This is a genomic window from Micromonospora sp. NPDC049101 (genome assembly GCF_040648675.1).
Lineage (GTDB): Bacteria > Actinomycetota > Actinomycetes > Mycobacteriales > Micromonosporaceae > Micromonospora.
This window is the reverse complement of the sequence record NZ_JBEZED010000005.1, coordinates 379,866-392,823: the sequence shown is the minus strand read 5'-3', so window position 1 is coordinate 392,823 and position 12,958 is coordinate 379,866. Positions and strand designations below refer to the sequence as shown.

Sequence of the window (12,958 nt, the reverse complement as noted above, 5' to 3'; positions counted from 1 at the left end):
TGGCGGGTGACGACGGTGACCTCGTGGCCGGCGGCGGCGAGGGCGACGGAGAGGGCGTGCACGTGGCGGCCGAGGCCGCCGACGAGCACCGGCGGGTACTCCCAGGACAGCATCAGGATTCGCTGGGTCTGCGGGGGCACCCCGGGACCGGGCTGCGCCGGCACGCCACCAGCAGGCGCGACAACAGGCGGCACGACAACACCGGGCTGGGTCGGGAGCGGGGACCGGGAGGTCAGGGTGGGCCGGTGGGCCCGGTCCTTGGTGGCTGTGTGCTGCTCGTCGACCCGCAGGGTCACATCAATCTCCGTCCATGCATGGTGAAGCGCCGACGTCAGTGGCGGCGGAGTGAGGTGTAAGGGGTGGCGGAGGGCCTGGCGGAACACACGCGAACGCTTGTCCCCGGTCAAGGAAAGTGCATCGGGCCCGAGAACGCACCTCGAAAAGGGTCATCGTGACGGAGGACACCTGAGGGTGTTGGTCGCATCAGACGGGCGGTTTTCGCTCACCGCCTGAAAGGATGGATTGGCGCTGCCGGGCGGGGGGCAATACCTGCGTGCGCGCGGGCATGCGTCGGCCGGTGCGGGCACAACCATGGTCTAAGGAGCAGCATGCAGGTCTGGCCGGGCGAGCGGTATCCCCTGGGCGCCACCTACGACGGGATGGGCACCAACTTCGCCATCTTCTCCGAGGTGGCCGACAGGGTCGAGCTGTGCCTCTTCGACGAGTGGGACACCGGCGCGGAGCGCCGCGTCGAGCTGCGTGAGGTGGACGCCTACGTGTGGCACGCGTACCTGCCGGGCATCGAGCCGGGGCAGCGCTACGGCTACCGGGTGTACGGCCCGTACGACCAGGCGAACGGGCTGCGCTGCAACCCGCACAAGCTGCTGCTCGACCCGTACGCGAAGGCCATCGACGGTGACGTGCAGTGGGACCCGGCGGTCTACGACTACGACCTGAACGAGCCGGAGAAGATGTCGGAGACCGACTCGGCGCCGTTCATGCCGAAGTCGGTGGTGGTCAACCCGTACTTCGACTGGGGCAACGACAAGCCGCCGCGCACCCCTTACCACCATTCGGTGATCTACGAGGCGCACGTGCGCGGCCTGACCATGCGCCACCCGGACATCCCGGAGGAGCTGCGCGGCACGTACGCGGCCATCGCCTCCCCGCCGATGATCGAATATCTGACCCAGCTCGGCGTGACCGCGATCGAGCTGATGCCGGTGCACCAGTTCATCCACGACAACCGCCTCGTCGACCTGGGCCTGCGCAACTACTGGGGTTACAACACCATCGGGTTCTTCGCCCCGCACCACGGCTACTCCGCGCTGGGCCGCACCGGCCAGCAGGTGCAGGAGTTCCGGGGCATGGTCAAGGCGCTGCACGCGGCCGGCATCGAGGTCATCCTCGACGTGGTCTACAACCACACCGCCGAGGGCAACCACCTCGGCCCGACGTTGAGCTTCAAGGGCGTGGACGCGCCCAGCTACTACCGGCTCAGCGAGGAGGACCGCCGCTACTTCGTCGACTACACCGGCACCGGCAACAGCCTCAACGTGCGCAGCCCGCACTCCCTGCAACTGATCATGGATTCGCTGCGCTACTGGGTGACCGAGATGCACGTCGACGGTTTCCGCTTCGACCTGGCCGCCACCCTGGCCCGCGAGTTCTACGAGGTGGACCGGCTGTCCACGTTCTTCGAGGTGGTGCAGCAGGACCCGGTGGTCAGTCAGGTCAAGCTGATCGCCGAGCCGTGGGACGTCGGCCCCGGCGGCTACCAGGTGGGCAACTTCCCACCACTGTGGACGGAGTGGAACGGAAAATACCGCGACACGGTACGAGACTTCTGGCGCGGCGAGCCCGCCACCCTCGCCGAGTTCGCGTCGCGGATCTCCGGCTCGGCCGACCTCTACCAGGACGACGGCCGCCGCCCGTTCCACAGCATCAACTTCGTCACCGTGCACGACGGGTTCACGCTCAACGACCTGGTGTCGTACAACGACAAGCACAACGAGGCCAACGGCGAGGACAACCGCGACGGCGAGAGCCACAACCGCTCCTGGAACTGCGGGGTCGAGGGCGACACCGACGACGAGGCGGTGCTCGCCCTGCGGGCCAAGCAGCGGCGCAACTTCCTGGCCACGCTGATGCTGTCGCAGGGTGTCGCGATGATCGGCCACGGCGACGAGTTGGGCCGCACCCAGCACGGCAACAACAACGTCTACTGCCAGGACAGCGAGCTGGCCTGGGTCGACTGGGACAACGTCGACGAGCAGTTGCTGGAGTTCGTCCAGACGCTGACCGCGTTCCGTAAACGACACCAGGTGTTCCGCCGCCGCCGCTTCTTCACCGGCCTGCCGGTGAACGGGCGCGGCATCGACGAGCCGTTGCCCGACCTGGCCTGGCACACCCCGGACGGGCGGGAGATGACCGGCGAGGACTGGGGCAACGACTTCGGCCGCTCGGTGGCGCTGTTCGTCAACGGCGAGGGCATCCGCGAACGCGGCCAGTACGGCCAGAAACACCGCGACGCCTCGTTCCTGCTCTGCTTCAACGCCCACGACGCGCCCCTGGACTTCACCATGCCGGGTTCCGAATACGGCCAGAAGTGGGAACGGGTGATCAGCACGGCCGAACCCGAACCGGGCGACGCCACGGTGATCAGCGCGGGCGGCACCATCCGGGTGCCGGACCGGTCCCTCGTGGTGCTGGAGAGGACGATCTGACATGCCGGCCACCCCTCCGAAGGCCACCTACCGCGTCCAGGTCCGCCCCGGCTTCGACCTGGACGCCACCGCCGCGATCGTCGACTACCTCGCCGACCTCGGCGTCAGCCACCTCTACACCGCCCCCCTGCTGGCCGCCACCCCCGCCTCGGCGCACGGCTACGACGTGGTCGACCACCGGGCGGTCAACCCGGAGCTGGGCGGTGAGGCCGCCCGGCAGCGACTGCTGGGCGCGCTGCGGGCCCAGCAACTCGGCCTGGTCGTCGACATCGTGCCCAACCACGCGGGTGTCGCCGTGCCACCGGCCAACCCCGCCTGGTGGGACGTGCTGCGCCGGGGGCGCGACTCGTCGTACGCCGACTGGTTCGACATCGACTGGGACCGGGGCCGGCTGCTGCTGCCGGTGCTCGCCGACGACCCGGCCGCCCTGGACGACCTCAAGGTGGTCGACGACGAGCTGCGCTACCACGAGCACCGCTTCCCGATCGCCGACGGCACCGGCGACGGCACCGCACGGGAGGTGCACGACCGGCAGCACTACGAGCTGGTCTCCTGGCGTCGCGGTGACACCGACCTGACGTACCGCCGGTTCTTCGCCATCGCGGACCTGGCGGGTCTGCGCGTGGAGGACCCGGCGGTGTTCGCCGCCACCCACGAGCTGATCCTGCGTTGGGCCGCCGCCGGGGAGGTCGACGGCATCCGCGTCGACCACCCGGACGGCCTGCGTGACCCGGGCGGCTACCTGACCCGGTTGCGCGCCGCCGCACCGGACGCCTGGCTCGTGGTGGAGAAGATCCTGGAGTACGGCGAGGAGCTGCCGGACTGGCCGGTGGACGGCACCACCGGTTACGAGGCCCTGGCCGCCGTGAACGGCCTCTTCGTCGACACCGACGCCGAGGGCGACTTCACGGTGCTGGACACCCGACTGACCGGGCGGCACACCTCGTGGGAAAATCTCACCCACACCACCAAGCTCGCCGCCGCCACCGGGCTCCTCGCCGCCGAGCTGACCCGGCTCGCCGCGCTCGCCCCCGAGGTGCCCACCGAGCAGGCCCGCGCGGCGCTCGCCGAGCTGGCCGCCGCGTTCGCCGTCTACCGCGGCTACCCGCCGCACGGCGCCCGGCACCTCGCCGCCGCCCGCTCCGAGGCCGGCCGCCGCCGCCCCGACCTGGCCGGCGCCCTGGACGCGGTCACCCGCCGACTGCGTAACCCCGCCGACGAGCTGGCCCAACGCTTCCCGCAGCTCACCGGCGCGGTGATGGCCAAGGGCGTGGAGGACACGGCGTTCTACCGCTGGACCCGCTTCGTGGCACTCAACGAGGTCGGCGGCAGCCCCGCCCACTTCGGGGTGCCGCCGGCGGAGTTCCACCGCTTCGCCGCCGCCCAGCAGGTCCGCTGGCCCGCCAGCATGACCACCGTCTCCACCCACGACACCAAACGCGGCGAGGACGTCCGCGCCCGCCTCGCCGTGCTCAGCGAGCTGCCGGGCCGCTGGGCCGAGCAGGTCCACACCTGGATGGAGTACGCGCCGCTGCCCGACCCGGCGTTCGCCCACCTGCTCTGGCAGACCGCCGTCGGCGCGTGGCCGATCGAACGGGAACGGCTGCACGCGTACGCCGAAAAGGCCGCCCGGGAGGCCGCGGCCTCGACCAGTTGGGCGGACCCGGACCCAGCCTTCGAGCAGGCCATGCACGCGGTCATCGACCGGATGTACGACGACCCGAGCCTGCACGACGAGCTGACCGAACTCGCCGCCGCCATCACCCCCGCCGGCTGGTGCAACTCCCTCGGGCAGAAGCTCGTGCAACTCACCATGCCCGGCGTGCCGGACACCTACCAGGGCACCGAGCTGTGGGACAACTCCCTCGTCGACCCGGACAATCGCCGCCCGGTCGACTTCGACGTACGCCGAGAACTGCTGGCACGCCTCGACGGCGGCTGGCGTCCCCCGATCGACACCGACGGAGCGGCGAAGCTGCTCGTCGTGTCGCGGACCCTGCGGTTGCGGCGGGCGCACCCGGAGCTGTTCACCGGCTACCGGCCGGTGCCGGCGCACGGGCCGCAGGGCCGGCACGTGGTGGCGTTCGACCGGGGCGGCGCGATCACCGTCGCCACCCGGCTGCCGCTGGGCCTGGCCCGCGCCGGTGGCTGGTGCGACACCGCACTGTCGCTTCCCGTTAACGAGGTGACCGACCTGTTCACCGGTCGGGTCTACAGTGGCGGGGAGACACCTCTGGACGACCTTCTGTCCGACTATCCCGTCGCACTGCTGGCCCCTCCCACCGCTGCCGTGGAGGCTGCGTCATGACCGAATTCTCCGTGTGGGCCCCGGACGCCACCCGCGTGCGACTGCGCCTGACCGGCGACGCCGACCACGAGATGCGCGCCGCCGCCGACGGCTGGTGGCGCGTCGACGTGCCCGACGCCGGCCTCGACTACTCCTTTCTGCTGAACGACGACGACACTCCGCTGCCCGACCCCCGGTCACCGTGGCAGCCTGCTGGTGTGCACGGACCCAGCCGCCGCTACGACCACTCCGCCTTCGCGTGGTCCGACACCTCGTGGACCGGCCGGCAACTGCCCGGCAGCATCCTCTACGAGCTGCACATCGGCACCTTCACCCCGGAGGGCACCTTCGACGCGGCCATCGACCGCCTCGACCACCTGGTGTCACTCGGCGTCGACCTGATCGAGCTGCTCCCGATCAACGCCTTCAACGGCGAACACAACTGGGGGTACGACGGCGTCTGCTGGTACGCCCCCCACCAGCCCTACGGCGGCCCCGACGGCCTGAAACGGTTCGTCGACGCCGCCCACGCCAAGGGGTTGGGGGTGATCCTCGACGTCGTCTACAACCATTTCGGGCCCTCCGGGGCCTACGCGCCGCAGTTCGGGCCCTACCTGGCCGAGCAGAGCAACAGTTGGGGCCGCTCGATCAACCTGGACGGCCCACACTCCGACGAGGTACGCCGCTACATCATCGACAGCGTCCTCATGTGGCTGCGCGACTACCACGTCGACGGGCTGCGACTCGACGCCGTACACGCCCTGCCCGACTCGCGGGCGGTGCCCATCCTGGAAGAGTTGGCCGTTGCCGTCGAGTCCCTGTCGACGCACCTGGGGCGGCCGTTGTCGTTGATCGCCGAGTCCGACCTGAACGATCCGCGGCTCATCACGCCTCGGGAGGCTGGCGGGTTCGGGCTGCACGCGCAGTGGAACGACGACGCGCACCACGCCCTGCACACGTTGCTGACGGGGGAGCGGCAGGGTTACTACGGGGACTTCGGCTCCCTGGAAACGTTGTCCGATGTGCTGACGGGTGGGTTCTTCCACGCTGGCACCTTCTCCAGCTTCCGCAACCGTCACCACGGGCGGCCTGTTGATCCTCGGGTGCCGGGGCACCGGTTCGTGGCCTACTTGCAGAACCATGATCAGATCGGGAACCGGGCTACCGGGGATCGGATCTCTGCCTCCTTGTCTCCCTCGCTGCTGCGGGTTGGGGCTACGTTGCTGTTGACGGCGCCGTTCACTCCGATGTTGTTCATGGGGGAGGAGTGGGCTGCTTCTACGCCGTGGCAGTTCTTCACGTCGCACCCGGAGCCGGAGTTGGCTTCGGCGGTGCGGACCGGGCGGCGGCGGGAGTTCGCGTCGCACGGGTGGCCGGAGGGGGACGTGCCGGACCCGCAGGACCCGGAGACGTTCGTACGGTCGCGGTTGGACTGGGCGGAGCTGGACAAGCCTGAGCATGCTTCGATGCTGGCGTTTTACCAGCGGTTGATTGGGTTGCGGCGGTCTTGCAGTGATCTGTCGGATCCTCGGTTGCAGGCGGTTTCTGTGCAGCATGGGGACCAGTTTTTGGTGATGCGGCGGGGGGACACGCTGGTTGTCGCGAACCTTGCCGGGCGGGGGCAGGGGGTGTCGCTGCCTGGGGTGGCTCGGCGGGTGTTGCTGGCTACCGGGGAGGGGGTCACGGTGATGCGGGACCGGATCCAGCTGCCGGCGGAGACTGCGGCGATCGTGGCGCTATGAGGGCGTAAGACTCGATCTTTCGCCCACAAATTAGAGGGGATCGAAGTAATTACTGCGAAATTCGCTTAGCTGTTTCCACGCGGGTTCGTCACGGGCCCGCTGAGTGGACGCGGAAGTACAGCCGTCGAACTACCTGACGGTCTTGCTCGGAAGCAGGGGAATTCGGATAGGGTATCAGCTGTGGGGAGTGGGAGTTACGCATCCTCCGTCCGGCTCCTAGCCGAGCACTCAGAAGACGAGCGCTCCTGTTCGTGTGGCCTCGCCTGCCGGCAATTCTTCGCCTTGTCGAAAATGTCCAGTCGTCGTCTACCAGCGATGCGCTAGCCGAGGGCTCAGCGACTTAGCCATAGCGTGCCTTGAGCTATAAAGCAGATGGTTGGCTGAACTGCCAAAATGCCGCGCTAGGGGTAAGTCGACGCCAGGTATTGCTGTGCCATGCGGCCGTGCCTGGACGAATACTTAGCGAATGCCGAAGCGCTCAAGCGGTCGGTGTTTGTTCGAGGAGCATTGTCGCCTGTGGCGCTGATCCTTGCGACGATTATCAGTGTCGGTTGGCCAATCCGCATGGTTGATATCCATGCTTCGGCCATCGACCTCCTGCTGCAATAATGGACACACTTGATCTGCGGAAGATCCTATAAGTCCCTGTTGAAATTGCTGCTTTGCGCCGTGCTGTGGTAAGTAGCGTTGGGGCAATCCGCATCAGGCTCAGCGGTGCCGTGAGTGCTCGGAGGTTGAGTAGCCCTGCCTTCAGGGAAGGTGTCCGATAAATGACAAGCACGAGTATAAGTAATCACCTAAACTATACCAAATGTACTAACCTAAATGGGACAAAATTGCCTAGTCTCGACCATGTGGCAGACGTCGCGCTGATTGAGTAAAGCCCGTCGGTGAGTAAGGTGATGTCATGGATCCCGAATTCGCTGCTTTATCTGCGGCAGGAGCCCAGACGATCGTCACGCTGGTGGCGACTGAAGCATGGGGGCAAGCGAAAGAATTGATAGTACGGGCGTTTACGCGAAATAGCGGTGCATTATCGCGGAGCGTTGAGAGCGAATTACAACGATCTCACGACGCGATTGTCGCAGCAGACTCGTCCGGCGACTTCAGGATCCGAGAACAAGAGCAGGCCCGGTGGGACGCTCGGCTTCGCCTACTAATGCTAGAAAGCCCCGAAACCGCTTCAATGATCGGTGAACTAATCCGCTCTGCGGGAGTCAGCATCGCTTCCTCATCCCAAGCCATAACGATGCACGCGAAAGCCAGCGGCCAGGCCCGCATCTATCAGCAAGGGCATGGTACCCAACACAATAGCTGAGCTATCGGGAGCAAGAACGTGAACTTCGAAATAGAGGGCCATGCAAATGACCACGGGCGCGCCTATCAACTAGGGCTTGGACAACAATTCAACGTCGAAAACGCTTACTTCGCCGGCCGGGAGTATCTCTTACCGCAGATATTTAAGGGTCCCATAGATCCGCTGGTTCGTGAATCAGACCCACTCGAAATTGGCGTTCACCGTGCCCCTATGGCTAGAGGTAATGCCGTTCCACCGTACGTCGCCCGCGATGTGGATGTGGAGATAACCTCAAGGGTTGATTCCGCGATAAAGCACGGAGGGCTAGTGCTTATCGTTGGAGATTCGACCGCTGGAAAATCCCGGTCGGCTTATGAAACAATTTTGCGTGTAGCCCCCGATCACCGTCTGGTGGCACCCTACGATCGGGACCAGCTGCGCAGTTCGCTCGTCTCGCTCATATCCGGTTCGAATCCAGCTCTGTTGTGGCTCGATGACATGGAGCGATATGTTGGTCCAAATGGGCTAACACCTCGCATAGCATCCCATCTTCGCGCCGCAGGAATAGCGGTGATTGGCACAATAAGAACCGAGCATTACCGCGCGCTGGCGGCGCTCGCCGGTCTTCGAGCCAGGAACGACTCGCGAGGTCACAACGAATTGATTTCGGCGGAGCATGTATTAAATCTGGCCGACACCGTGTTTATGGAGCGACGCTGGACGCTAGGGGAGATGGAGCGCGCGAATCAAATAGAAGACCCGCGAGTTGCGGATGCCGTGACGCATGGCCGGACCTATGGCGTCGCGGAGTATCTCGCCGCAGGTCCTATGCTGTACAGCGAATGGCAGATGGCATGGCGGGTCGGAGGGAACCCCCGAGGGGCGGCATTGGTCGCCGCAGCAGTCGATTGCCATAGGGCTGGACTGCACGACTCGGTCGATATCGAGACCCTTTGCACCGTCTCCAAACCATATCTCGAAGATGCTGGCGGTGCCATCCTTCGTCCAGAAACTACTGAAGATGCGATTTCGTGGGCCTCTCACCGGCGTTACGGTGTTACTAGCATGCTGCTTCCTGGTAAGCGACCTGGAACTTATCGTGCCTTTGATTACCTTGTCGACAACGTTATGCGCAGCACCGATGCCAAGCCGGTGCCGGAATACGTATGGGAGGCTGTCCTCAGGGTATCGGACGGCGACACTATGCGTATGCACGAGATCGCTGCTGCGGCACAGTCTCAGGGCAACCACCGGATTGCGGAGGAAGTATGGGAAGGGCAAGCTGCGGCTGGGCTTGGATCAGGCGCACATAACCTCGGCCTACTTCACCTCCGCGCCGGCCGATCCGACGAGGCTGAACACTGGTTGCAATCCGCTTTCGAGCTCGGTTCTTTAGCATCTGCAACAGAGCTTGGTCATATGCTTGAGGATTCCGCGCGACTAGAAGATGCCGCGAACTGGTACGAGAAGGCTGCTGCGGGTGGCAACGCCCACGCCATGTATCACGTAGGGTGGATTCGACGAAACAAGGGGGATAATCAGGAAGCCGAAAAATGGTTTAGGCGAGCTATAGAAAAGAACGAAGAGGCGGCTTCCAGTGGGCTGGGCGCACTTCTTATCGAGTCGGGTAGATTTGAGGAGGCCGAGTCGTTATTGCGGAGCGCAGGAGATGATGGCGACGCTTACGCAATGATTCACCTCGGCACGGCCTTCATTGGCCAAGAACGTACCAAAGATGCAGAGGAGGCGTGGCTAAAAGCCCTAGAACTCGGCGCACCGGAGGCGGCGATAAACCTCGCAGACATGAATAGTAAGATTGGGCGTAAGGCGGAGGCCGAGAGATGGTTCCGGAAGGCAGTAAGTGAGAACGTTAGTGGAGCCACTCGCCAACTCGGAATTTTCCTTGTCAAGGATAGGCGGAGATGGGCTGAAGCGGAAGAGCTTCTCCGGGAAGCATCTACATTTCAAGACCCCTATGCCTACGCCAATCTTGCTGAGGTTCTCATGCTCCGCCAACGGAAAGACGAGGCGGAGGTATGGTTCAGAAAAGCGATCCAAGGTGGCATCAAACGCGTCGTTCCCCGCCTTGCCCAAGCTCTAGAGGAGATGGGTCGAATTGAGGAAGCAATCCCACTTTGGCAACAGTTGGTGGATGAAGGAGACGGGGAGGCGACATTTGCCCTAGCAAAAGTTAAGAAGGGTCAAGGAGCGCTTGATGATGCAATGCTGCTCTTTCGCCTGGCAGCTGATGCCGGAGACTCGGCAGCTGCGTGTGAGGTGGCACGTCTGCATCACTTGCGGCGAAACACAGCAGGATATGAAGAATGGTTGAAGGTAAGTTTAGAGGGCGGGCACGACCATGCCGCCTGTCTATTAGGTTACCTTTACTCTTCTCGCGGCGACTTTGACGCGGCGGAAGGCTTCTGGACGAGGGCTTACAAGGGTGGCCATTTTCATGTTGCGTCTGAGCTTGCCACCCTCCTCGTCAGACAAGGGCGAGGGGATGAAGCGGCTACGTGGCTACGACGGGTCAACAGCGGCAATAGGGCCCGTTCGGGCGGTGCCCGGCAGGCCGGGAAAAAGAGAACAAGTCGACGCAAGAAATGACACTTCAGATATTGCGCCGGGTCAATTCCAGCGGGCTTTGCTAGGTGCGGTGCCGCCGAAAGTCGTTCACGCTGCCTATAGCGGTGGGACCATACAAATCATCCTTTTCGTCACCGCCGGCCTGGGACGGGCGAGCCGTTGGCAAGATAAACAGGGGCGTGCCGGTTGCGGGCATCGATTGCCGCCTGAACTCGCGTGGCGACGCTGCCGGGAAGAAGTCTCGCCGCCTCCTGACGCTCAAAGAAGGCAATGTCCTCTAACTCCTGGTCGGCCAGATTGAAGCCATCGAGGGATGCGATTAATCCACAGTCAAACGTGAAGCTGATGAGCGCGCGGGGTCGCTGCGCGACGGGCGGCGCCCAGTCGACTACGAGGAGGTCGCCCACACCCAGAGAAGTTCCCAACTCCTCGTGGATCTCGCGGGCACATGCCTCATGGGGGTACTCGCCCTCGTCCACATAGCCACCGGGAAAGGCCCAGTGGTCGCGGTATGTGGGCTTGACGAGTAGCACGTTGCCGTCCGGGTTGGTTATGAAGGCCGCAGCGGCGGCGTAGAAGGCGGCCAGGTTGGCGTACCAGATGGAGGGCTCCGTCCAAGTCACCTCGGTGACGCTAGCGGAGATGTCCTTCCTGCTGCACTATTGCTCTACCTGGCTGCCGGCATCGCTGCGAGGCTATGCAGCACTTCGTTAACCTGGGGTGCTACCTGCTGTGAGCTGAGCGTGCTAGCGAGGTCGCGGAGGCGCTGTTGCACACGCGCCGAGTGGATGCCGGCAGCGTGCTGTTCGAGCTTCGATGCCCAGCTGCAGGCGGCTTCGGTCTCTCCAGCCCGGGCATGAGTTATAGCGATTAGGGCGGTGTGCAGGGCACGTGTCCGGGTGTTGCGGTTGTCGAGGGTGAGCGCTTCGGGAGCGTGGCGAAGCGCCTGCCTGTGCAGATGCAGGTCGCCGAAGCACCTCAGCGCCGCGCCGGCTAAATGGGCAGGGCTGAAGTAGCCGACCCAACGCGGGCCGAGGTCTGTGCTCGTCCGGTCGAGAGCACGCTCAGCCTTAGTGAGGGCGAGTTGGCAGGCACGTCGCTCGCCTGATCGCCCGTACGCGGTAGCGGCGGTGGCATGCAGCCGCGCGAGGACGGCTGCGGGTGCGCGGCCAGCCCCGTCTATGGCAGCTTCGACCAGCCGCGTCGCCTCTCGGGCATGCCCCAAGAACACAGCTTGGGTGGCCAGGTTGGCCAGCAGGTGAGCCCCGTAGAGGCGATCGTTAGCGGCCTTGGCCAGCCGCAGGCCGAGCGTCCCATGATGTTGCGCCATCGCATGCTCGCCCGCGTCGTAGGACATGAAAGCGAGCTGGCCGGACAGCGTTGCCGCTGCGCGCATGAGGTCGCGCCCCACGGCATCGGTGTAGGTGCCGTGCAGCATCGGTGCGACCTGACGCAGCAGAAAGTCGGCCATGACAGCACGGGTACGCGGAGAGCCGCTGCCGTGACGTCGGTCGAGATCGGTGAAGTGGTCGGCGAGTACGTACAGCGATTGAACGTCGGTGGAGGTGACCTGTTGCCGGCCGCTCCGGCTGACCGCCTGGTCGGGCAGGTCATACCGCCAGCCAAGCGCCGCCTCTAGCGCTTTGCCGCTGTCGAACGCCCCGCTGTCCTGTTCGTTGAGGCGCCTGGCCAGCCTCGTCCAGATCTGCTCGGCAGTATCGATTGCCCCATCGACGGTCGCGGGGTAGACACACATACCGATGCTGTCGCCCGCGCCGAAGCCCAGCTCGGCAATGGCGACCGAGCGCCCGAGCTTGCGGGCTAGGGTCTCGGCCATCGCGGCTTGGACGTGCTCGCCAGGCCGGCGACCGCGCAACCACCAGTAGACGCTGGCGGCGTCATACCTCCAGGCGCCTTCGTTGCGGCCGGTGTGATTGAGCTGTCGGGCAAAGGCAGCGTGAGAGTTGGCGTAACCGGCGGCAAGCAGAAGTCCTTCGAATGCCGCGTTCGTCACCGGTCGCGCCATGGTTCCGCCTCCAGGCATCGGTCAACTACCAACAGTGACGAGCCTATGGGTTGCCAAGCTCCTATGGGGACCCGCGCAACCCTGCGCAACCCACGTCCTGAGCAGCGCAACCGAGCGCATTACTTGCCATCTGGTCCGTTGATCGTCAGCCCGCTTCGCTGATCGAAGGTGTCCTGGGTGCCGGCGAAGTCTGAGCGTCGTGCCCCGGATTGATGGAGGTGGCTATGCAGGGCGACGAGTCAGCAAACAAGGGCGAGCAGTCTGAGGCCGCCGAGCGGGAGGCTGCCAAACAGC

The 12,958-nt window shown here is 65.0% G+C and carries 8 protein-coding genes; 5 read left to right on the top strand and 3 right to left on the bottom strand.

Annotation, left to right across the window (positions count from 1 at the left end):
- A partial coding sequence (locus tag AB0B57_RS09700; protein ID WP_357067185.1) for a glycogen/starch synthase occupies positions 1-296 on the bottom strand: 296 nt, incomplete at its 3' end.
- 312 nt (positions 297-608) lie between these two features.
- Here AB0B57_RS09700 and glgX point away from each other — a divergent pair.
- From glgX to AB0B57_RS09675, 5 genes are all read left to right on the top strand, one after another.
- Positions 609-2,726 (top strand): glycogen debranching protein GlgX, encoded by a 2,118-nt coding sequence (gene glgX, locus AB0B57_RS09695; protein WP_357067183.1) that lies wholly within the window; start codon positions 609-611, stop codon positions 2,724-2,726.
- Position 2,727: 1 nt separating this feature from the next.
- Entirely contained in the window at positions 2,728-5,034 is a 2,307-nt protein-coding gene (gene treY / locus AB0B57_RS09690; RefSeq protein ID WP_357067181.1) for a malto-oligosyltrehalose synthase, read from the top strand.
- A complete protein-coding gene (gene treZ, locus AB0B57_RS09685) occupies positions 5,031-6,755 on the top strand; it encodes a malto-oligosyltrehalose trehalohydrolase (protein WP_357067179.1) in 1,725 nt (574 codons plus the stop codon). The genes treY and treZ overlap by 4 nt, the downstream gene beginning before the upstream one ends.
- A 907-nt stretch (positions 6,756-7,662) precedes the next feature.
- Positions 7,663-8,073: a hypothetical protein gene (locus AB0B57_RS09680; RefSeq protein WP_357067177.1), complete on the top strand. Its 411-nt coding sequence runs from the start codon at positions 7,663-7,665 to the stop codon at positions 8,071-8,073.
- Positions 8,074-8,091: 18 nt separating this feature from the next.
- A complete protein-coding gene (locus AB0B57_RS09675) occupies positions 8,092-10,659 on the top strand; it encodes a tetratricopeptide repeat protein (RefSeq protein WP_357067175.1) in 2,568 nt (855 codons plus the stop codon).
- A 110-nt stretch (positions 10,660-10,769) separates the two neighbouring features.
- Here the strand turns inward: AB0B57_RS09675 and AB0B57_RS09670 are convergent, their stop codons facing one another.
- Both AB0B57_RS09670 and AB0B57_RS09665 read right to left on the bottom strand, forming a co-directional pair.
- On the bottom strand, positions 10,770-11,261 hold the full coding sequence (locus AB0B57_RS09670) for an NUDIX hydrolase (RefSeq protein WP_357067173.1): 492 nt from the start codon (positions 11,259-11,261) through the stop codon (positions 10,770-10,772).
- A gap of 44 nt (positions 11,262-11,305) precedes the next feature.
- Positions 11,306-12,664 carry a hypothetical protein gene (locus AB0B57_RS09665; RefSeq protein ID WP_357067171.1) on the bottom strand — a complete coding sequence of 453 codons (1,359 nt, stop codon included), beginning with the start codon at positions 12,662-12,664 and terminating at the stop codon, positions 11,306-11,308.
- Between the last annotated feature and the right edge of the window lie 294 nt (positions 12,665-12,958).

Coding starts and splice junctions, on each gene's coding strand:
- glgX (WP_357067183.1), top strand. CDS start 609: ATGCAGGTCTGGCCGGGCGAGCGGTATCCCCTGGGCGCCACCTACGAC.
- treY (WP_357067181.1), top strand. CDS start 2,728: ATGCCGGCCACCCCTCCGAAGGCCACCTACCGCGTCCAGGTCCGCCCC.
- AB0B57_RS09680 (WP_357067177.1), top strand. CDS start 7,663: ATGGATCCCGAATTCGCTGCTTTATCTGCGGCAGGAGCCCAGACGATC.
- AB0B57_RS09665 (WP_357067171.1), bottom strand. CDS start 12,664: ATGGCGCGACCGGTGACGAACGCGGCATTCGAAGGACTTCTGCTTGCC.
- treZ (WP_357067179.1), top strand. CDS start 5,031: ATGACCGAATTCTCCGTGTGGGCCCCGGACGCCACCCGCGTGCGACTG.